Raw genomic sequence first — 20,061 nt, 5'->3', positions numbered from 1 at the left:
GAACAATCTCCCGCATTGGCGGACCAGTCGATGCCTGATAGCCTATTGTTGGATTGTTGGACAAAGAGAGTCTAGATGGCAAATCACCTGAAGCGCCTGACGATCCCCAAGGCGTATGAGGCGGTTCACCGGGCGTTGGAGGAGGAAATTCTCAGCGGCCGGATTCCCATGGGCTCGCCTCTGCCGACGGAAACGGAACTGGCTGAACAGTTCGGCGTCACGCGACATACGGTTCGCGAAGGGATGCGCGCCCTGGAACAGAGCGGCCTTGTCCGGCGAGAAGCGGGACGGCGCCTGCACGCCGTTTTGCCTCATCACGAAGACCTGGCGCCGCGCGGTTCGCGCGCCTTGCTGATGCAGGGCGTGACCTTCCGCGAGTTGTGGGAGGTGGCGTTGAGGCTGGAGGTCTGGGCGGTCGAAATGGCGGTACCTTTGATCGACGCGGCGGTCGTCGAAAGGCTGGAAGCCAATGTCGTCGCTATGGAGAAGGCCCTGGCCGAAGGCCGCTCCATCATCGCCCTTGACGTCGAGTTTCACGCCCTGATCGCTGAGGCCGCCTGCAATCGGGTGCTGCTGATGTCGCGCGAGCCGGTGTCGCTGTTGTTCTATCCGTCGCTGGAAAAACTGTTTCGCCACCCTCGGACGGCGGACCTGTCGCCCGCGCGCGTCTTAGAGGCGCATCGGGAAATCCTGCGCGCGCTACGCCAGCGCGACGCCGTCGCCGCGCGCGACTGGATGGAGCGTCACATCATGGATTTCCGACGCGGCTATGATCTGGCGGGCATCGACCTCGATCAGCCCGTAGACACCAAGGTCGAGCCGTCGACAGGCCGTCGACAGGCCGCTGACGGCGATGCTCTGGCTGAGCGTTTCTGGCGCTGACCTGCCCAAGGAGCTATCGATCCTCTAGCGGTCCGGCTCCTCACGAAAGGCCGCCAGCGGCGCCGGGCGGGCCGTGTTGGCGATCAGGGCCTTGCGTCTCAGAAATCGTCCGAGGCCGTCGGCGCCCATGCGCGACGGGCCGAGGCCGGAAGCTTTGAAGCTCTGTTTGCCTGCTTCGTGAAAAAGGGCGGTCAGGGCGGCGTCGTTCAGGCTGATCGCGCCGACTTCCAGGCGCCGCCCGATCTCTTCGGCCTTATCCAGATCAGGAGCGAAGACGGCGCCGGAAAGACCGTAATCGCTGTCGTTTGCCAGGTGCACGGCGTCGTCCTCGTCGTCGAACGCCATAACAGGCAAGAGGGGCCCGAACGTTTCTTCACGCATCACGTCCATTGTGTGATCGACGTCGGCGATGACGGTCGGACGCAGCCATAGGCCGCCTCCGAGAGTCTCGACAGTTCCGCCGGTCAGGACGCGGGCGCCCTTGGCCTTGGCGTCGTCGATTTGCGCCTGGAGCACGGCGCCCTGCTTTTCGAAGATGAGCGGGCCGATGTCGCCGCTCGTGATGTCCGGATGGTTCAGCCGTACTGCGGCGGCTTTGGCGACCAAGCGCTCCAGAAAATCGTCGTAGATGGTTCGCGCCACATAGAGGCGCTCGATGGACTGGCAGGCCTGGCCGGTGGACAGGACGCAGCCGCGCAGGGCCGCGTCGGTCGCGGCGTCCAGATCTGAGCCCTCCAGGACGATCATCGGATCTTTTCCGCCGAGCTCCAGAAAGGCTGGGATCAAGCGCTGAGCGGCCTGGACGGCCACCTTTCGGCCGGTGGACACCGAACCGGTGAAGCAGACGCAGTCGACCTGAGCCGCCAGGGCCTGACCGGTTTCGCCGCCGCCCAGAACAAAGCCGAAAACCTCGCCAAGGCCGGGCGTCGCGGCGACGGCTTCCATCACCGGGCCGACGAAGCGCGGCGTTACTTCAGAAGGCTTGACCAAAACGGCGCATCCCGCGGCGAGCGCGGGCAGGGCGTCGATCATCGACAGCAGGAACGGGAAGTTCCAGGGACTGATGACGCCGACGAGGCCGTAAGGCGTCCACTGGCTGGTATGCCGGATATGCGGCGCGGCGAGGCCGTGTCGCCATTCCATTTGTCCGAATGATTGAGCGGCGTGGCGTACACCCGCCAGCATGCCGTCGATGACGCCGGCCTCTATTCCCGCGATCCGGCGTCGGCCAGTGTCAGCCTCAAGCGCCTGAGTCAGGGCGGGGCGGCGCAGCGCCAGTTCCTCGGCGAAACGGGAGAGCGTTTCAAGGCGGGCCGGAAAGTCCAGTTTCGCCCATGAAATCTGGCCTTCTCTCAGCCGTTCAGCGATCTTTCGTACGTCTTCAGACGAAGCCTGACGGATGACTTCGTCGCGATGGCCGGTCCTTGGGTTGCGGATGGCAAGGTCGGTCGCTGGGTGCGGAAAAGGCTTCTGGCCCTCGGGAATACGGCTCATGGCTGCGCCTTCAAATGACATATTCCTATATCATTTGAACTGTGTCAGGATTGCAAGGTCAGTTATCGGCTTTCCCGCCCTCATTGGCGGCGGGGGGTTTTCTGCGGTGGGTCTTGACGTGATATTGAAAGCGGTCAGAGCGATAGTGGGAGTGGATGAGCTGCACCGGCCGTCCGTTCACGTCGCGCATGACACGCTCGACCTTCAGCAGCGGCGCGCCCAGAGCCACGCCCAGAGCGGAAGCCACCTGCGGCTCAGCAGCAACCGCCGTAATCGACTGCTCCGCATCAAACACCGCCGCCCCGCTGCGTTCCAGCAGAACCAGCAGAGAGGTCGTGGCCATGTCCCTGACCGAGAAACGGTCGGCGATCTCGCCGGGAATGTGCGTCACCAGGTGCGAGAAAGGCTCTCCCTGCAGCTTGCGACGCCGCACGGCGCGCTGCAGTCGCGTCCCGACAGACACCTCCAGGGCATCCGCCGTCAGGGCGTCGGCGGGCATGTCGGTGACGTCCAGCACCTCGATCTCCGTCTCAAGTCCCATGATCCGCAGGCTTTCCAGCAGATTGTCGAACGAGCCCTTCACCACCGGCACGGCTGCAGCGTTGGTGACGATGGTGCCCCGGCCGCGATGGCGGTTCAGCAGGCCATCGGCGGCCAGTTCGTTCAGGGCGCGCTTCACCGTGATCCGAGACACGTTGAAAATCTTGGCCATGTGCTGCTCGCCAGGCAGCAGGGCGTTGGCGGGAATGGCGCCCGACCGGATCTGCTCGCGCAGCACCAGATAGATCTGGTGATACAGCGGGGTCGGCAGGCTCTCATCCAACTGGGGCGTAGAGGGGAAGGGCCAGGCGTCGCCGGTCATCGTGAAGCTTTCTTGCGGTTGAAAGGATCATGGCGTCGCATGACGCGCCCTTAATTATATCAATATGACAGATTGGTCTGAAACTTCTATGTCAATTCCCGAACCCTACATCGCCCTGGCCCTGCAGACGGTCTGCGACGCCGTGAATGCGGATCAGACGGTCGAGACAGCGCGCGAACGCATGGCCCGCTCTCTGGAGCGCATCCGGATGCAGATTCTGGGCTCCAAACGGTTTATCGGCGCCGATGTACGGCTGGTGGTTCTGCCGGAATATTTTCTGACGGGTTTCCCGATGGGCGAGCCGGCGGCGGTCTGGGCGGAAAAGGCGGCGCTGGAAATCGACGGCCCCGAGTATCAGGCCCTGGGCCGGATCGCGGCGGAGGCCGACGTCTTCATCGGCGGCAACGCCTATGAGCGCGATCCGCATTTTCCCGGCCTCTATTTCCAGACCTCGTTCGTCGTCGCGCCCTCGGGCGAGACGGTGCTGCGCAACCGGCGTCTGGTGTCGATGTTCGCGCCCAGCCCCTATGACGTCTACGACCGCTATGTGGAGGTCTACGGCAAGGACGCCCTCTTCCCGGTCGTCGATACCGAGATCGGGCGGCTGGCGGCCATTTCGTCGGAAGAGATTCTCTACCCCGAAATCGCGCGCGCCCTGGCTCTTCGCGGGGCCGAGGTGATCATTCATCCGACCAGCGAGGCGGCTTCGCCGATACCCAGCCCCAAGAACATCGCCAAACAGGCGCGGGCGATCGAAAATCTGGCCTATGTGGTGTCGGCCAACAGCGCCGGCATCGACGGCATTTCCATCCCGCGCGCCTCGACCGACGGCAGTTCCAAGGTCATCGACTATCGCGGTCTGGTGCTGGCCGAGGCGGGCTATGGCGAGAGCATGACGGGCTACGCCGAAATCGATATCGCAGGGCTGCGCCGTTACCGTCGTCGTCCCGGCATGGCTAACATCCTGTCGCGTCAGCCGATGGAATTATGGCGAGAGGCCTATGAAGGCTTCGACATTCAGCCGCGCAACAGCCTGCTGGACGATGGAGGCGCGCCGATCACGCCGACGCCTCCATTCTACGCCGAGCGTCAACGCAAGGTGATCCAGAAACTTGTCGACAAGGGCGCCGTCTAGAAGCGTCGGTCGGACAAAGCAGAAGCCGAAAGAAAAACAGGGAAGAGGCGAAATGAACGAGAAGGCGAGCGGATACGGCGAATTCCGCCAGGGGTGGCCAGTAGTGGTCGCCGCCATGCTGGGGATCGGATTGGGGCTGTCGCCCGTCCCCCTTTATACGACCGGCGCGCTGGCGCCCCACCTGGCCCAGGCCTTTGGCTGGGGCTTCGGACAGATCATGGCCGGGCTGACGGTCATGACCTTGACGGTATTGCTGGCGGCGCCTGTGGTCGGGATGCTGGCGGACCGGTTCGGCGTTCGACTGGTGGCGCTGATCTCGGTCGTGCTGTTCGGCTTCAGCTTCATGGGTTTCGCCCTGTCGAACGGCTCGCTGGTCCTCTACTACGCCACCTGGGCCGTCATGGCCGTGGCGGGGGCGGGGACGCTGCCCATCACCTGGACGCGGGCCGTCAATAACTGGTTCGAGGCGCGCAAGGGCCTGGCCCTGGGCGTGGCGTTGTTGGGAACCGGCCTGTTCGGCTTCCTGGTCAAGCCGCTGACGGCCTGGCTGGTGGCTGAGTTCGGTTGGCGCGGCGCCTATGTGGCGATCGGCGCGCTGCCTCTGATCCTGGCGCTGCCGATCGGTTATTTCTGGTTCAAGGACAAGGGCGCCGCCGCCGGTGAAAGCGTCGCCGAGCGGCGCGCACGTCAGGCGGCCTTGTCCGAGAGCACGCCGGGGCTGACGTTCGGCCAGACCCTGCGTGAATGGCGCTTCTGGCTGCTGGGCGCAGCCTTCCTGCTGGTCAGCTTCGCCGTCGGCGGCTCGATCCCGAACATGGAGAAAATCCTGGGGCAGGCCGGTTTCGGCGCCTCGGACATCGTCTGGCTGGCCTCGCTGATCGGCCTGTCGGTGATTATCGGGCGTATCCTGGGCGGCTGGCTGATCGACCGCTTCTGGGCGCCGGGCGTGGCCTTTATCTTCCTGGCTATTCCCGCCCTGGCCTATTGGCACCTGGCGGCGGGCGGAACGGATGTGACGGTGACGGCGCTGTCGATCTTCGTCATCGGTTTTGCGGCGGGTCTGGAATACGACCTGATGGCCTTCCTGGTCGCGCGCTATTTCGGAATGAAGGGCTATGGCGGCATCTATGGCGCCCTCTATGGCTTCTTCGCCCTGGGCGCCGGGTTCGGGCCGGTGGTGTTCGGCGCAGGCTTCGACAAGAGCGGTTCCTATGCGGGGCCTCTACACGTCTCGGCGGTGCTGCTGCTGATCTCGGCGGTGCTGCTGCTGCTGATGGGGCGTTATCGCCGGTTCGATCAGGCCTGAACCAACTCGATCAGGGTTTCGTCGGGGCCGACCACGGTCCCGACAGCCTTGCCTTCGTAGATCGCGCCTTCACGCACGCTCGGGGCGCAAAACCACGGCGCACCCACGGCCTTCAGGTCGGGATGGACGAAGGTGGTCATGGCCACGCCGGGAAACAGCTTGCCCTGGCCACGCGGCCGCTGAACGGCGGCTTCCGGGTATTGATCCAACTCCAGGAAGCCGTCGCTGTCATGCAGGGCCATAGCGATCGGGTGCTTGCGCTCGACCGGCAAGTCAAAAGCCTTGGCCAGCATGGTGTAGGTGATCGTCATCGTGGGCGTCGTCTTCGCGCCAAGGACGGCTTCGATCCAGCTCTTGGAGGCTTCCAGGTCCGAGCAGGCCAGGACCATGATAAAGATCCGGTCGATCAGGCTGCGCGCACGCGGCAGGCGCATCCCCGGCGGGTCGTCCTCGATCTGCGTCAGATAGACGATCTCGCCATCCGGGCCGCGCACCTGCATGGCGTGGATCATGGGCATGCCGTCCAGACGGCGCGGCGGCCCGATCACTTCGAACGGACAGCCCGGCTGCTGCATCCGGTCATGCACGGCAAGAACGTCTGAGACGCAGATCTCGGTCGCCGCCCAGCCGAAGGAACGCAAGGGGCGATAGGACTGCGGCGCCTCTCCTTCGACGAAACGCACGAAAAGCGGCGCGCCCGATTCCGGCCTGCAAACGACCTGACATTTTCCTTCGACGGCGGGCGCGCCCCAACTGGCGGCCAGAGGAGCCTCGATGAAGCTGGTCTCTACCGTTTCATAACCCAGCCATTCGCCATAGCGGCGGGCGGCGCCCTGAGGGTCGGGCGTCGTCAGGGTCGCCGCGCGTAGCATCTGCATCAGGCGTCTTCCGAGAGCTCTGTGGCCACTTCTTCGGATCGGATGTCGCCCCTGGCGTCGGCTTTGATGGCCTCGCCTTCCTGTTGTACGTTGCGCAGGATGCGCACCAGGTATTCCTGCATCCACAGGCCTCGCTCGGCGGCCTGATCGGCGTCCGGACGGAAGGCGTTGATTTCGTCGCGCGTCATCACGCCCTTGGCCTCCAGTATCCGCTCCAGGGTGTCCATGCGCTGGCGGGCGACGGCCAGTTCCTGCACCGCCGCCATGGCGATGCCCAGAACCCGCTCGACCTCCTGCTCCATGAAATAGGGGCGTTTGCCTGCCGGCTTGGCCGAGGCGACGTCGAGGGCGAGGGGCAGGCTCATTTGCGGGCTCCGATGACGTGCCAGGCGGCCTTGCGGCCGAAATCTTCGCTGTCGTCGTCTGCGGCGTCGGGGAACAACTCCCGGTCGACCACGGCGGTCACGCCGACATGCAGCAGGCGATCGCGCGCAAAGCCCGCCTCGACCAGCCAGCCGTCCAGATCGATCTCGTGCAGCGTGCTCCAGAAGGGCTCGTTGTTGTAGAAGCAGTCCCAGTCGCGCATCGCCTGTTCGAACAGCGACATATCCGGCGTGTACTGCGGCTGTTCGACGTGCAGGACGAAGCCGCCGGGCGCCAGGACGCGATGGCTCTCGGCGAAGATCGCCTTCATCGAGGCGTAGGACAGTTCGTGCAGGAACATGGTTGTCTGCACCCAGTCGAAATGGCCGTCCCCCCAACGCGACAGATCCGAGCCGTCAGCCTGAACGAAGGTGATGTTCTCGACGCCCAGCGACTTGGCCCGCGCCAGCCCATAGCGCAGCATGGGGGCGCCCACGTCGATGGCGATCACTTCCGCCTGGGGGAAGGCCTGGGCGATCGGCACGATGTTGTGCCCCAGGGTGCAGCCGATATCGAGGATGCGGCGCGGCTGGAAATCGGGATGGGTCTTCTTCATCCAGGCGGCCACGGCCTGACCGCCGCCGTCCAGATAGCGGCCCAGCATGCCGCCGGTGGTGGCGAAGATCCCGTGATCATAGCTGGCGGCGACGCTGACATCGCCCTCGAACAGTTCCGAATGATAGCTGCCGGGCATGCAGTGGTGATCGACCGCTGAAACATAGCGCGGGATCGGCAGGTCGGGGTCCAGTTGCAGGCGGGGATCGCCTTCGGTCAGGTCACGGACCTTGGCGGCCAGGCTTTCGGCCTGACGCACGGCAGTCCAGCGACCAGCCTGCTGGCGCTGCTCCATCGTCAGGCGACGAAGGGCGGACCAGGTCTGGAACATGGGGTCGGCGGTCAGCGCCTTACGGACATCATGGCGCGACTTCGGTTGTCCGGATGTCTTGACCAGATTCGGCTCTACACGCTGCTCCCACGCCGTCTTCACGAACGGCATCACGCGGGTCGACAGGTGCCGATTCATCTGCGCCAGAAAGTTCAGCCGCGCGACCTCGTCGTGGTCCGTTTCCGGAAAGACGGCGTGGCGTCCGACGGCCTGATAGTCCGGCGGCCCGTCATAGGTCTGGGCCGGACCGGCGTTGGCGATGGAGGGGGAGGCGGTCATGCAAACCTCGCTTCCGGGCTTTCCCAAGCAAATGGTCTATGTTTATATCTTTATCTGACACGGCGGCGCAAGGCTGCCGCCTGATAGGGGAGGACGCAGATGGCCGGCACCCGGATCATCGCCTATTTCAATCTGAAGCCTGGGGTGTCGGTCGCCGACTATGAAGCCTGGGCGCGATCGACGGACATTCCGACCGTGACGGGCCTTCCGTCCATCGAGCGATTCGAGGTGTTTCGCTCTACCGCCGTTCTCGGTTCGGATGCGCCGCCGCCCTATGCCTATTTCGAGATCATCGACGTGGCGGACATGGAGGCGTTCGGCCAGGACGTGGCCACGCCCCTGATGCAGAAGATCGCCGGCGACTTCCAGGGCATGGCGGATGTCGTCTTTGTTCTGACCGAGCGGCTCTGATGGGTCGCTTTACCGGCAAGGTTGCGGTCGTCACCGGATCGGGCCGCCGTCACGGTCTGGGCGAAGCTATCGCCGTCCGCCTGGCGTCAGAGGGCGCGGCGGTGGTCGTTTCCGATATTGGCGCCTCGCGCGACGCCGCGACGCCCGGCGCCATGATCGGGGCTACCGAGGAGATGGAGGCCATCGCCGACGATCTGCGCGCGTTGGGCGGGGCGGCCTCGACTTTCGCCTGCGACGTGCGTGATCCGGTTCAGGTTCAGGCCCTGGCCGACCATGCGGTCTCGGCGCACGGCGGCCTGGATATCTGGGTCAATAACGCCGGCATCGGCTACATCATGAAGCCCTTGCTTGAGGTGAAGCCAGACGACTGGAGCGCTGTCATCGGCGTCAATCTGACCGGCGCCTTCTTCGGCCTTCAGGCGGCCGCCCGCATAATGGCGGCGCAGAAAAAAGGCGGCCGCATCGTCAACATCGCCAGTCAGGCCGCCAAGTCCGGCTTTCCTCATGCTCAGGCCTATACAGCGTCAAAGCATGGCCTTGTCGGCCTTGTGCGCTCGGCCGCCATCGAACTGGGCCCGCTGGGGATCACCGTCAACAACGTCTGCCCGAACCACGTCACCACTGGTCTGGGCGCGTGGCAGAACGAGTATTTCGCCAAGGTTACCGGGGCGGATTCGGTCGAGGACTATCTGCAGAAGATGGCCGCACGCATCCCGATGCAGCGCCCCGGTCTGACCCAGGACACCGCCAACGCCGTCGCCTTCCTCTGCTCTGAGGAGGCCGCCTACATCACCGCCGAGAGCCTCAACGTCTCGGGCGGAGAGGAGCCGCATTAATGAACCGCCCGCCCGCCACGCCCGCCCTCGCGCCGGAAGGCTTCACCTGGCCGAACGGCGCCAAGCTGGCCCTATCCATCGTCGTCAATGTCGAGGAAGGCGCCGAGCAGAATATTCTTGACGGCGACCGTGGCCCGGAGCCCGTCGATGAACTGTCGGCCTCGCCCAAGCGGGCGATGCGCGTCCACGGCAATGAGAGCAACTATCAGTACGGCATCCGCGCCGGGGCGCCGCGCGTGCTGCGTGAACTGGACCGTGCGGGGGTCAAGGCGACCTGGACCGCAGCGGCCCTGGCGCTGGAACGCGCGCCCTGGCTGGCCGAGGCTATTGTCGCGCGCGGCGACGAGGTCTGCTGCCACGGCTGGCGTTGGGCGCACCAGTACTGGATGAAGGAAGAGGCCGAGCGCGACTATATCCGCAAGGGCCGCGACTCGCTGGTGCAGACGACCGGCAAGCGTCCGTCAGGCTGGCTGTCGCGCTATCTCCATACCGACATCACACGGCGCCTGCTGGTGGAGGAGGGGTTCGCCTATCATATGGACGACTACTCCGACGACTTCCCCTATTGGGATCTGGTCGAGATGGCGGACGGGTCGAAGTCGCCGATGGTTGTGCTGCCCTACGCCATCGATTCCAACGACATGAAGTTCTGGCTGGCGCCGTCGCTGACGCCCCAGAATTGGACGGCCTACGCCATCGACACTTTCGACCAGTTGTACGACGAAGCGAATGAGTTGGGGGCTCGCTACATGAGCCTGGGTCTGCATCTGCGGATCATCGGCCGCCCCGGTCGGATCGGCGCCTTCAAGGCTTTTCTGGATCATGTGAAGACCCGGTCGGATATCTGGATCGCCTCGCGCGAAGAGATCGCCGCCGCCTTCGCCGCCGCTGTTCCGCCGCCTTCAGTCTGAAGCCGTTTGAAACTGTTTGACCGGACAAATTCTGCCTCCTAGATTGTCCGGACAATTAAGTGTGAGTTCCATGATCCACCGTTCTCTTCTCTTCGTTCCCGGCGCCAGACCCGAGCGGTTTGAAAAGGCGCTGGCGGCAGGCGCCGACGTAACCTGTATCGACCTGGAAGACGGCACCCCGCCACAGTCCAAGGATGAGGCGAGGGCGGCGACGGCGGCCTTCGTCGCTACGCGCCCGGCGGCGGTGCGCATCAACGGCGTGGGGACGCCCTGGTTCGAGGCGGACGTCGAGGCCTTGAAGGGCGTTTCAGGCCTGACGCTGATCATGCTGCCCAAGGCTGAAAGCGCCGATCAGTTCGCCTTGCTGTCGCAGAAGTTGGGGCCGGATCACGCTCCGCTCTGGGTCGTGATCGAGTCGGCCGAGGGCCTGAAGAACGCCTGGGACATCGCCGCCGCGCCGGGACTTCAGGGGGTGCTGTTCGGCGGCGCCGACTATTCGGTCGATATCGGTTCGGACATGGAATGGGACGCCCTGGCCTATGCGCGGGGACGGCTGGTCGCAGCCTGCGCGCGGGCGGGGGTGCAGCTTCTGGACGTGCCCTTCCTCGATGTCCGCGATCCGGACGGGCTGATCGCAGCGACGCGCCGCGTGCGGGCTATGGGCTTTACCGGCCGCGCCTGCATCCATCCTGATCAGGTCAAGGGCGTGCACGAGGCGCTGACTCCCACGCCGGCCCAGGTCGACCACGCCAACAAGGTCATCGAGATTTTTAAGGCGGCCGAGGGCGGCCCGGCCCTGCTGAACGGCAAGCTGATCGATCTTCCCATTCTGAGGGCCGCCGAGCGCGTCCTCGACACCGCAAAAAGAAGCTGAGAGTCCAATCATGGTCCAGAACGTCAAACAGGTCGGCCCGCAACGCTATCGCGAGACCTTCGGCCGCTATTTCGAGGATTTCGTCGTCGGCGACGTCTATGAGCACCGCCCCGGAAAGACGGTGACGGAATACGACAATCACCTGTTCACCCTGCTGACGCTCAACACCCATCCGATGCATTTCGACGCCGAGTTCGCGGCCGCTTCGGAGTTCAAGAAGAACCTGGTGGTCAGTCCCTATACCCTGGCCCTGCTGATCGGCATGAGCGTGACCGACACCAGCCAGAAGGCCATCGCCAACCTGGGCATGGACGAGGTCAAATTCACCGCCCCCGTCTTCGCCGGCGACACCATCTACGGCGAGAGCGAGGTGCTGGAGAAACGCGAGAGCAAGTCGCGTCCTGGCCAGGGCATCGTCACCATCAACACCATCGGCAGGAACCAGCGGGGCGAGGTCGTGTGCACCTTCAAGCGCAACCTGCTGATCCCCGCGCGCGGCAACGCCGTCGAGGACAAGGTGGGCCACTACTGATGAGCGAATCCCACATCACCGAGGCCGACGAACGCGCCATCCTGGACGCCATCGACAAGTGGCTGGAGCAGAAGGTCGCCCCCGTCGCCATGCAGCTGGAGCATGACGACGAGTATCCGGCGGAACTGGTTCAGGACATGATCGACTTGGGCCTGTTCGGCGCTCTGATCGATCCGGAGTACGGCGGGCTGGGCCTGTCGGCGACGACCTATTCGCGCATTGTGGCGCGGATCAGCGAAGAGTGGATGAGCCTGACGGGCGTGTTCAACTCCCACCTGATGATGGCCATCGTCGTACAGAAGTTCGGCACCCAGAAGCAGAAGGACTATTGGCTGCCCAGGTTCGCGGCGGGCGAATTGCGCGGCTGCCTCGGCCTGACCGAGCCGGACGCGGGCACCGACCTTCAGGGCATCCGCACCACGGCCCGCCGCGTGGGCGACAAATACGTCGTCAACGGCGCCAAGACCTGGATCACCAACGTCGTCAACGGCCACTGTCTGGCCCTGCTGGTGAAGACCGATCCCGAGGCTAGCCCCCGCTACAAGGGGATGAGCATGTTGATCACGCCCAAGATCGACCCGGAAACCCGCGCACCTCTGCCGGGCGTGCAGGCGGGCCGCAAACTGCCCAAGCTGGGCTACAAGGGCGTCGACACCGGCGAGATCGCCTTTGACGGCTATGAGTGCGACGCCGAACTGTGCCTGATCGGCGGCGAGGAGGGGCAGGGCTTCTTCATGGCTACCGGCGGGCTGGAGATCGGCCGCATCAACGTCGCCGCGCGCGGCGTCGGCGTGGCCCGACGCGCCCTCAAGGAAGCCGTGCGCTACTCCCAGGAACGCAGGACGATGGGCAAGCCCATCTGCGAGCATCAGGCCATCCAGACCAAGCTGGGCGAGATGGCGACCAAGGTCCGCGCGTCCGAGCTTCTGGTCGAGGATGCGGCGCGTCTCTACGACCGTGGCGAGCGCGTGGACATGGAGGCCGGCATGGCCAAATTCTTCGCCTCCGAGACGGCGCTGGAAGTCGCCACCGAGGCCATGCGCATCCACGGCGCCTACGGCTATTCCAAGGAGTTCATGGTCGAGCGCCTGTATCGCGACGCCCCCCTGATGTGCATCGGCGAAGGCTCGAACGAGATCCAGCGCATCATCATCGCCAAACAGCTGATCGCGCGGAACAAGGTCTGATGAATCGTCCTCTGGAAGGCGTCCGCGTCGTCGCCGTCGAACAATATGGCGCAGGCCCCTACGGCACCCAACTGCTCAGCGAACTGGGCGCCGAGGTCATCAAGATCGAGGCGGTGTCGATGGGCGGCGACGTCAGTCGCGCCACGGGTCCCTTCTTCCTGGGCGAGAACGACAGCCACTTCTTCCAGACCTTCTCGCGCGGCAAGAAGTCGGTGACGATCGAGCTGAAGACACCCGAGGGCCGGGCCGCCTTCGAGCGCCTGGTCGGCGCCGCCGACGCCGTAGTCAACAACCTGCGCGGCGATCAGCCCGCCAAGCTGAAGATCACCCATGACGACCTGAAGGCGATCAAGCCGTCGATCGTCTGCGGCCACCTGTCGGCCTACGGTCGCGACAACTCGCGCAAGACCTGGCCCGGCTACGACTATCTGATGCAGGCCGAGGCGGGGTTCATGAGCTTGACGGGCGAGCCGGACGGTCCTCCCATCCGGTTTGGCCTGTCGATGGTCGATTTCATGACCGGGTCAGTGTTTGCGCTAGGGGTCGTCTCGGCGATCCTGGGCGCGCGCCGGACGGGCGCGGGCTGCGACGTGGACGTGTCCCTATTCGACGTGGCCCTGCACCAGACCTCCTATCCAGCGACCTGGGCCATGAACGAGGGTTATGAGATCGAGCGGATGCCGCGCGCGGCTCATCCTTCCATCGCTCCGTCGCAACTGGTTCGGACGGCCGACGGCTGGGCCATGCTGATGTGCCAGACGCCCAAATTCTGGGACGCCTTCTGCACCGTGGTCGAGCGTCCGGACCTGAAAGCCGACCCGCGTTTCGCCGACATCCCGACCCGCCGGGCGAACATCGAGGCCCTGACTGAGGCGCTGGACGCGGTGATGCAGACCAAGCCGACCGACGACTGGCTGACCCTTCTGGGCGGTCAGGTCCCCTTCGCACCCGTGCGCGGCCTGAAGGAGGCGCTGGACAACCCTTACGTCGCCGAGGTCGGTATGCGCGATGTGGTCGACCATCCGGAACGGCCGGAGGGGCTGCACCTGCTGGCCTGTCCGATCAAGATCGACGGTAGGCGAGCCTCGGGCGTCCGCGCCCCGCTGATGGGCGAGCACAACGCCGAACTGCTGGATGAAGGCGCGGCCTGATGAAGCTGGAAGGCGTCAAGGTTCTGGACCTGTCCCTGTTCCTGCCGGGACCGATGCTGACGCTGATGATGGCGGACCACGGCGCCGACGTGATCAAGATAGAACCGCCGGGCGAGGGCGAGCCGACGCGTCACATCGGCTACGTCAAGAACGGCGCTTCGGTCTGGTTCCGCAACACCCACAGGGGCAAGCGCAGCGTCAGTCTGAACCTGAAGACGCCCGAGGGTCTGGCCGCCTTCCACGCCCTGGCGGCCGAGGCGGACGTGATCGTCGAAGCTTTCCGTCCCGGCGTGGCTGATCGGCTGGGCGTCGGCTACGACGCCGTGCGCGCCTATAATCCCGGCGTCGTCTATTGCGCCATCAGCGCCTTTGGTCAGGACGGCGCCTATCGCGATCTGCCTGCGCATGATGTCGCGGTGCAGGCCCTGGCCGGCGTCGTCTCGCTCAACGAAGGACAGGACGGCAAGCCCGCCATGCCGCATATGCCGGTGGCTGACGCCTTCTCTTCGCTGGCCGCCCTGTCGGGCGTGCTGATGGCCCTGCTGCGGCGGACCACGACCGGGCAGGGGGACTATCTCGACGTCTCCATGTACGACAGCACCCTGGCCTGGACGCCCAACGTCACGGGCCGCATTTTCGCGACGGGTCAGGCGCACAATCCCAAGGACGAGCGGTCCTGGGGCGGCGCAGCCTTCTACAACCTCTATGAATGCGCCGATGGCCAGTGGATCGTTCTGGGCGGCTCAGAGCTGAAGTTCGCCACGAACCTGCTGACGGCGCTGGACCGGCCTGATCTGATCGCGGTCGCGGCCCTGCCGCCCGGCCCGGAACAGGAGCCCTTGCGGACCTTTCTGCGCGAGACCTTCATCGCCCGGACGCGTGCGGATTGGGAGAACTGGTTCAAGGGGCGCGACGTCTGCTTCGCGCCGGTTCGTACCCTGAAAGAAGCCTTCGCTGATCCCGCGACGGCCCAGCGCGGCATGTTCGGCGTGGATGCTGACGGCGATGAGGTGGTGGGTACGCCGCTGCGATTCCGGAACGAGCCGGCACGCATCGACGCGCGCCTGCCTGGCGAGCCTGCGAAGCCTGATGCGGTTTTTTGGCGATGAAGGGCGGTGTCGGCCTTGGTGGATCAGGCGTCGCGTCTGTAGCTCATGGCGTAGACGAAGCGGGCGCCAGGGTGGGTCGTATCCGACGCCAGCATCAGGGCGTCGTCGCGGTCATAGTAGCGACGAAGGGTCTGCAGGGCGGCCCCGCCGCGCTCGGCCTTCAGGATGCGTCCCTGTTCGGCGTCCAGCGGCAGGGCCACGATTTCCTGTTCGATCCGATGGACTGTGACGCCGAAATCCTGTGCGATCAGTTCGTGCAGGGCGCCGTCCCAATCACGCAGTCGGGTGGCGATGTCTGCATAGGCGGGGGCGACGTAGATCTGGGACAGGGCGACCGGCTTGCCTTCGTTGCGCCGCAGCCCGGAAACGATGAGCCAGGCGTCGTCGGACTTCACGTCCAGCCGCTTCTGTTCGTCGGCGTCCAGACGGCGCAGTCCCGCGCTGCGGATTTCCAGGCGGGCCTCGCGTGCGTACTGCATAAGCTCCGTCACGCCGCCCAGAGGCTGGACAAAGGCTGGGGAGCCGCGCGTACGAAGAACGGTGGTGCCGACGCCCCGGCGGCGCTCGACCAGTCCTTCTTCCAGCAACAGGCGCAGGGCGTCGCGGGCGGTATGGCGGGATACGTCGTGCAGCTCGCACAGCTCATATTCGGGCGGCAGCTGGCTGCCGACGGGATAACGGCCCGCAACAATGTCCGCTTTCAGGGAATCGGCCAGTTGGCGGTAGCGAGGTTGGCTCATGTCTGACCTTCGTGCGACGGAATCATCTTTTGGCATTATGTCCAGGCAAAGGGAAAGCTTATCCCTGCGTCTGGCCGAACGTCTGGCGCACCCGCCAATGGCCGCCGATCGCGCCAGAGCCAGGCTGCATCTGCTGGACTGGCTGGCCTGCGCCATAGCAGGCTCGGCTGAGCCCGGCGCGGCTGAGCCGCGTCGTCTGGCCATGCTGGAAGGCGAAGGGCCGTGCCATGTGATCCGGGGGCGGCGTTGCGGTCCTCAGGCGGCGGCCCTGGCCAATGGTCCGGCGGGCGCTCTGCTGGAAATGGACGACGTGGACAAGCGTGGTCTGCTGCATCCGGGGCCAGTGATCTTTCCCGCCGTTCTGGCGGCCGCGGACGCGGCGGGCGTGGACGATGGGGCGGCGGTTCTGGACGCCGCAGTGCGCGGCTATGAAGCCATGATCCGCGTCGGTCGCTCCGTCGGACCGCACCACGCCAGCCGGTTCCATGTCACGGCCAGTTGCGGAGGCTTCGGCGCGGCGGCCGGGGCGGCCTCTGTGCTGGGACTTGATCTGTTGCGGACGGCCTGGGCTCTCGGCAATGCGGGACAGCAGGCCTTCGGTCTGTGGCAGGTGCGGCATGAGCCGGTCTTCACCAAGGCCCTGCACGATGGACGCGCGGCCGCCAACGGACTGGCGTCGGCCTTTCTGGCGCGTGACGGCTATGCCGGACCGCTGGAGATTTTCGAGGGGCCGCACGGCTTTTTTCACGGGCTGTGCCCGGATGGCTCGCCTGACGACATTACGGACGGCGCTGAGACGTGGGCGATCCATGGGGTCAGCTTCAAGCCCCATGCCGCCTGTCGTCACGCACATGCGGCCATAGATGCGGTTCTGGCCCTGCGCGAGCAGGCCGCAGGGCGATCCCTGCGGGTCTTGCGGATCGGCGCCTATGGCGACGCCCTGACCTTTTGCGATCGATTGACCCCGCGCACCTCAGGCGAGGCCAAATTCTCGTTGCAGCACGCGGCGGCCGTCGCCTGGCTGTACGGCGACGCCGCCCTGACACGTTTCACCATGGACGTCATCTCCGATCCCGTTGTGGCGGCGGTCCGCGCCCAGATCGAACTGGGCCGGAACGCAGGGTGCGACGCCCGCTATCCGGCCCGCTTCGGCGCCGTCGCGCAGGCTGTTCTGGCCGATGGCGGTGTCGCCAGCGCCGAGGCGCCCGATGCGCTGGGCGATCCCGAGAAGCCGCTGGATGAACCGGCCCTGATCGCCAAGGCGCACGCCTTGTTCGCCTGGGGCGGCCTGGCTGAAGCGGAAGCCGATGAGTTGATCGCGGCGGCCCTAGCCCTGGGCGACGGGGCGACACTGGCTGATCTTTGGGCGATTGCAGCGATGGGCGAGGGCGCGCGATGACCAATCCCGGCGAGCGTTTGATCGACCACGCCCTGTCCCTGCGGTGGACCGATGTCGATGCTGCGGCTCAGGCCGCCGCCAAGACATTCCTGCATGACAGCCTGTGCGTCGGGGTCGCGGGGCGCAACGCTCCGTTCGCTGACGCCGTGCTGTCCGCCGCCCGAGCCTGGGGCGAAGGAGGCCGGTGTTCCGTTCTCGGGCGGGCAGACGAGCGGTTGCCGGCGCCCCAGGCCGCCTTCGTCAACGCCTTTCAGATTCACAGTCAGGAGTTCGACTGCGTCCACGAACCAGCGGTCGTGCATCCGTTGGCGACCATTGTCGCGACCCTGTTCGCCGAGGTTGAGCGATCCGGTCCCTATACCGGCGAGGCTGTGCTGACGGCTCTGGTCGCGGGGGTGGATGTTTCAGCGGCGCTAGGCGTCGCGGCGTCTGATCCGTTGCGCTTTTTCCGCCCGGCGACGGCGGGAATTTTCGGCTGCGTCGCGGCCTTGATCAGCTTGACCCAGCCTCCGCGCCATGTCGCGCTGGACGCGTTCGGCTACGCCCTTTCGTTCGCTTCGGGTTCGATGCAGGCCCATGTGGAGGGCAAGGCGACCTTGCCCGTGCAGATGGGACAGGCGGCGCGCAACGCCGTTTCAGCGATGGACCTGGCGCGCGCGGGCCTGCCGGGGCCGCTGCACGCGATTGACGGCAAGTTCGGCTATCTGCCCCTTTTCGAGGGACGTTTCGATCTCGACGACGGGTTGGCTGATCTGGGGCGCCGCTTCCGCATCGCCGAGGTGAGTTGGAAGCCCTATCCCACTGGCCGCGCGGCTCAGGGCTGTATCGTCGCGACCGAGATGTTGATGCGCGATCACGGTCTGACGCCTGCGACGCTGGAGCGTCTGACCTACAGCGCGCCGCCGATCATCCGCTATCTGGTCGGCCGCCCGGCGATGGAAGGCATGAGCGTCGCCTATGCCCGCCTGTGCGCCGCGTGGTTGTCGGCTGTGACCCTGATGCGCGGGCGGCCGGTCGGGCTGGATGATTTCACAGAGGATTCCTTGGCCGATCCGGCCGTGCTGGATCTGGCGCGCAGGATCGAAGTGGTCGTGAACGACAATCCCGACCCGGCCGCCTTTGCGCCTGCCGAGGCTGTCGCCCGCTTCACTGACGGGCGGGAGGCGCGCCTGCTGCTTCAAGCCCAGTTCGGGGCGCCCGACTGGCCGTTGAGCCGTGATCAGCACATGGCCAAGGCGGCCGCCTGCCTGAGGTTCGGCGGCCTGCCGCATGTTCACGCTCCGTTGGCGGCGCTGATCGACGATTTCGAGTTGTTAGAGGACGCCGCCAGAGCTTTCCGCCTGGCTGCGGGGAGAGAAGACGCATGACCGACCTGCATCGCCACTACTGGCAGGACATGACCCCCGAGGGCCTGACCGCCGACCACCCCATCGGCGACGCCTTCACCCGCTATGCGACGACGGTCAGTCGTGACGAATTGACGGCCCATCAGAACCGGCTTTTCATGCGCTGCGTCGACCGGGCCTGGCAGACGAACTTCTATCGCCGCCTGTGGGGCGACAAGGGCATCGAGCGGGGCGATATCCGCTCGCTGGAAGACCTGCCGCGCCTGCCGATCTTCGACAAGTCGGATATCATGGCCAGCTTGGACCGGGAGCCGCCGTTTGGCGATTTTGCAGGGTTCGAGGGTTATGAGCAGCGACCGCCGGTTATCCTGCACACCACGTCAGGCACGACGGGCAAGCCGCAGGTCCTGCTGTTCGGGCCCAAGAGCCGAGAGGTGCAGAACATCCTCCTGGCGCGCCTCTATCGCTTCCAGGGCCTGCGCCCCGATGACATCGTCCACTCGGTCTACGGCCACGGCATGATCAACGGCGGCCACTATGTGCGCGAGGCCGTGACCCACTGGACCAGCGCCGTCTTCCTGTCGGCGGGCACGGGCGTCGAGACCCGCTCGGTGCAGCAGGTCGAGATCATGAAGAACTTCGGCGCCACGGTGATCGTGGGCTTCGCCGACTACATCAAGAAGCTGGCGACTGTGGCCCGCGAGATGGGGCTGGAGCCGGGCCGCGACATTCCGGTGCGGATGATCTCAGGCCACATGGGCCGCGAAGACAAGGCCGCCATCGGCGAGGCGTGGGGCGGCGCCGAATGCTTCGACTGGTACGGCGTCGGCGACACCGGCCTGATCGCCGCCGAGGGCCCGGACCGCGACGGTCTCTATGTCCAGGAAGACGCCCAGTATCTGGAGGTCTGCGACATCGACACCGGCAAGGTGATCGAGGACGGCGGGGTCGGCGACATGGTCTGCACCTGCCTGTTCAAGGACGACCTCTATCCGATCATCCGCTTCAACACCCACGACGTGACCCAGTGGAAGCCGGGCAAGTCCTCCATCGGCGTCGAATACCGCCGGGTCGAGGGGTTCATGGGCCGCTCGGACAATATGGTGAAGATCCGCGGCATCAACATCTTCCCGCAGGGCGTCGGTCCGATGCTGGACGAGCATCCGGCCTTCGCCAAGGAGTTCATCTGCCGTGCGACCCGCGACGCTCAGGATCGCGACAGCTTCATCGTCGTGGCCGAGGCGACCGACCTGTCGCCAGCGACGGCGAAGGCCTTCGGGGATATCCTGAAGCGCAAGATTGGCATCGAGCCGGTGATTGAACTGGTAGAGCGCGGCGCCACCGCCGCCCTGACCCAGATCGACGTGCGACAGAAGCCGATCCGCCTGATCGACGAACGGTTCAACAAGTAAGGGAGCGC

20 protein-coding genes are annotated in these 20,061 nt (G+C 65.5%); 14 read left to right on the top strand and 6 right to left on the bottom strand.

The genetic code is table 11. The annotated features are described in order from the left end of the window. Positions 1 to 75 precede the first annotated feature (75 nt). Positions 76 to 882: a FadR/GntR family transcriptional regulator gene (locus D1604_RS03055; RefSeq protein ID WP_119412134.1), complete on the top strand. Its 807-nt coding sequence runs from the start codon at positions 76 to 78 to the stop codon at positions 880 to 882. Between the two features lie 24 nt (positions 883 to 906). On the opposite strand, the gene D1604_RS03050 is transcribed toward D1604_RS03055, so the two are convergent. Together D1604_RS03050 and D1604_RS03045 are read right to left on the bottom strand one after the other, a co-directional pair. Further along, positions 907 to 2,376 (bottom strand): aldehyde dehydrogenase family protein, encoded by a 1,470-nt coding sequence (locus D1604_RS03050; protein ID WP_119412133.1) that lies wholly within the window; start codon positions 2,374 to 2,376, stop codon positions 907 to 909. Positions 2,377 to 2,434: 58 nt separating this feature from the next. Further along, positions 2,435 to 3,238 (bottom strand): GntR family transcriptional regulator, encoded by an 804-nt coding sequence (locus D1604_RS03045; protein ID WP_119412132.1) that lies wholly within the window; start codon positions 3,236 to 3,238, stop codon positions 2,435 to 2,437. 88 nt (positions 3,239 to 3,326) lie between these two features. Here D1604_RS03045 and D1604_RS03040 point away from each other — a divergent pair, with 88 nt between their 5' ends. Both D1604_RS03040 and D1604_RS03035 read left to right on the top strand, forming a co-directional pair. After that, complete coding sequence (locus D1604_RS03040; RefSeq protein WP_119412131.1) at positions 3,327 to 4,373, top strand: nitrilase-related carbon-nitrogen hydrolase; 1,047 nt, start codon at positions 3,327 to 3,329, stop codon at positions 4,371 to 4,373. A gap of 52 nt (positions 4,374 to 4,425) precedes the next feature. Further along, the gene (locus D1604_RS03035; RefSeq protein ID WP_119412130.1) at positions 4,426 to 5,679 is read left to right on the top strand and encodes an MFS transporter; all 1,254 of its coding nucleotides are present in this window, start codon (positions 4,426 to 4,428) and stop codon (positions 5,677 to 5,679) included. Here the strand turns inward: D1604_RS03035 and D1604_RS03030 are convergent. From D1604_RS03030 to D1604_RS03020, 3 genes are read right to left on the bottom strand one after another with little or no spacing between them, the layout of a single operon-like run. After that, complete coding sequence (locus tag D1604_RS03030) at positions 5,670 to 6,557, bottom strand: hypothetical protein (RefSeq protein ID WP_119412129.1); 888 nt, start codon at positions 6,555 to 6,557, stop codon at positions 5,670 to 5,672. The genes D1604_RS03035 and D1604_RS03030 overlap by 10 nt on opposite strands. Then, complete coding sequence (locus D1604_RS03025) at positions 6,557 to 6,922, bottom strand: hypothetical protein (RefSeq protein ID WP_119412128.1); 366 nt, start codon at positions 6,920 to 6,922, stop codon at positions 6,557 to 6,559. Before D1604_RS03025 ends, D1604_RS03030 begins: the two co-directional genes overlap by 1 nt. Next, positions 6,919 to 8,145, bottom strand: a complete 1,227-nt coding sequence (locus D1604_RS03020) for a class I SAM-dependent methyltransferase (protein ID WP_119412127.1) — start codon at positions 8,143 to 8,145, stop codon at positions 6,919 to 6,921. The genes D1604_RS03025 and D1604_RS03020 overlap by 4 nt, the downstream gene beginning before the upstream one ends. A 99-nt stretch (positions 8,146 to 8,244) precedes the next feature. On the opposite strand from D1604_RS03020, the gene D1604_RS03015 reads away from it, so the two are divergent. The 8 genes from D1604_RS03015 (at position 8,245) to D1604_RS02980 (ending at position 15,156) form a co-directional block, all read left to right on the top strand. After that, positions 8,245 to 8,556: an REDY-like protein HapK gene (locus D1604_RS03015; RefSeq protein WP_024352613.1), complete on the top strand. Its 312-nt coding sequence runs from the start codon at positions 8,245 to 8,247 to the stop codon at positions 8,554 to 8,556. Then, positions 8,556 to 9,392: an SDR family NAD(P)-dependent oxidoreductase gene (locus D1604_RS03010; RefSeq protein WP_119412126.1), complete on the top strand. Its 837-nt coding sequence runs from the start codon at positions 8,556 to 8,558 to the stop codon at positions 9,390 to 9,392. The genes D1604_RS03015 and D1604_RS03010 overlap by 1 nt, the downstream gene beginning before the upstream one ends. Beyond that, positions 9,392 to 10,303 (top strand): polysaccharide deacetylase family protein, encoded by a 912-nt coding sequence (locus tag D1604_RS03005; RefSeq protein WP_119412125.1) that lies wholly within the window; start codon positions 9,392 to 9,394, stop codon positions 10,301 to 10,303. The genes D1604_RS03010 and D1604_RS03005 overlap by 1 nt, the downstream gene beginning before the upstream one ends. 70 nt (positions 10,304 to 10,373) lie before the next feature. Then, the gene (locus D1604_RS03000) at positions 10,374 to 11,177 is read left to right on the top strand and encodes an HpcH/HpaI aldolase/citrate lyase family protein (RefSeq protein ID WP_119412124.1); all 804 of its coding nucleotides are present in this window, start codon (positions 10,374 to 10,376) and stop codon (positions 11,175 to 11,177) included. A 10-nt stretch (positions 11,178 to 11,187) separates the two neighbouring features. Continuing rightward, a complete protein-coding gene (locus D1604_RS02995) occupies positions 11,188 to 11,709 on the top strand; it encodes a MaoC family dehydratase (RefSeq protein WP_119412123.1) in 522 nt (173 codons plus the stop codon). After that, positions 11,709 to 12,896: an acyl-CoA dehydrogenase family protein gene (locus tag D1604_RS02990; RefSeq protein WP_119412122.1), complete on the top strand. Its 1,188-nt coding sequence runs from the start codon at positions 11,709 to 11,711 to the stop codon at positions 12,894 to 12,896. Before D1604_RS02995 ends, D1604_RS02990 begins: the two co-directional genes overlap by 1 nt. Continuing rightward, positions 12,896 to 14,047, top strand: coding sequence for a CaiB/BaiF CoA transferase family protein (locus D1604_RS02985; RefSeq protein ID WP_119412121.1), 1,152 nt, complete (start codon positions 12,896 to 12,898; stop codon positions 14,045 to 14,047). Before D1604_RS02990 ends, D1604_RS02985 begins: the two co-directional genes overlap by 1 nt. After that, complete coding sequence (locus D1604_RS02980; protein ID WP_119412120.1) at positions 14,047 to 15,156, top strand: CaiB/BaiF CoA transferase family protein; 1,110 nt, start codon at positions 14,047 to 14,049, stop codon at positions 15,154 to 15,156. Before D1604_RS02985 ends, D1604_RS02980 begins: the two co-directional genes overlap by 1 nt. 23 nt (positions 15,157 to 15,179) lie before the next feature. Here D1604_RS02980 and D1604_RS15560 read toward each other — a convergent pair whose 3' ends face one another. Further along, entirely contained in the window at positions 15,180 to 15,896 is a 717-nt protein-coding gene (locus D1604_RS15560; protein WP_024352621.1) for a GntR family transcriptional regulator, read from the bottom strand. 97 nt (positions 15,897 to 15,993) lie between these two features. Here D1604_RS15560 and D1604_RS02965 point away from each other — a divergent pair, with 97 nt between their 5' ends. The 3 genes from D1604_RS02965 to D1604_RS02955 are packed head-to-tail and all read left to right on the top strand — an operon-like array spanning position 15,994 to position 20,053. Then, complete coding sequence (locus D1604_RS02965) at positions 15,994 to 17,295, top strand: MmgE/PrpD family protein (protein WP_199683644.1); 1,302 nt, start codon at positions 15,994 to 15,996, stop codon at positions 17,293 to 17,295. After that, complete coding sequence (locus tag D1604_RS02960; RefSeq protein WP_119412118.1) at positions 17,292 to 18,662, top strand: MmgE/PrpD family protein; 1,371 nt, start codon at positions 17,292 to 17,294, stop codon at positions 18,660 to 18,662. Before D1604_RS02965 ends, D1604_RS02960 begins: the two co-directional genes overlap by 4 nt. Further along, positions 18,659 to 20,053: a phenylacetate--CoA ligase family protein gene (locus tag D1604_RS02955; RefSeq protein ID WP_119412117.1), complete on the top strand. Its 1,395-nt coding sequence runs from the start codon at positions 18,659 to 18,661 to the stop codon at positions 20,051 to 20,053. The genes D1604_RS02960 and D1604_RS02955 overlap by 4 nt, the downstream gene beginning before the upstream one ends. The last annotated feature ends 8 nt before the right edge of the window (positions 20,054 to 20,061 follow it).

Source organism: Brevundimonas sp. LPMIX5 (assembly GCF_003576505.1).
GTDB lineage: Bacteria > Pseudomonadota > Alphaproteobacteria > Caulobacterales > Caulobacteraceae > Brevundimonas > Brevundimonas naejangsanensis.
This window is presented reverse-complemented; position numbering and strand designations above follow the sequence as displayed.